Here is a 407-nt window from a genome sequence, read left to right on the forward strand (position 1 = left end):
TTCTTGAGGCAGCGCGCGTAGGGCCCGTGCTTGCCACGTGCCCTCTCCATTGCGCCCTGGCACTTGGGGCAGGGCTCCGGGTGCGGCTGGGCGTCCACGTCGCCCATGTAGCCACAGCCGTCCTTGTCGAGGCAGCGGGCGTAGGGGCCAGTCTTGCCCTGCACCTCCTCCATGGCCTTGCTGCACCGAGGGCAGGGGCGCGCGGCGGCCTTCACGTCGGGAGGGGCCGTGTAGTCGCACTTGGGCGTGGCCCTCCACCGGCTGCAGGCGAGGAATTCGCCGCGCTTGCCCGGGCAGAGCAGCAGCTCGCCGTCACCACATCGGGGGCACTGCTTCCCGGTAGGCTTGGGAGCGTCGGGCGCGGCCGCAGCGAGCTCGGGGCGCTTGCGTAGCAACTGCTCCACGGC

At 71.7% G+C, this 407-nt stretch carries 1 protein-coding gene; it reads right to left on the reverse strand.

The window, feature by feature from the left end; all coding sequences use genetic code 11:
• Nucleotides 1-407 (reverse strand): topoisomerase DNA-binding C4 zinc finger domain-containing protein (locus Q664_RS58565; RefSeq protein ID WP_200883861.1); only part of this gene is annotated, 407 nt, incomplete at both ends.

It is taken from the genome of Archangium violaceum Cb vi76, from assembly GCF_000733295.1.
Classification (GTDB): Bacteria; Myxococcota; Myxococcia; order Myxococcales; family Myxococcaceae; genus Archangium; species Archangium violaceum.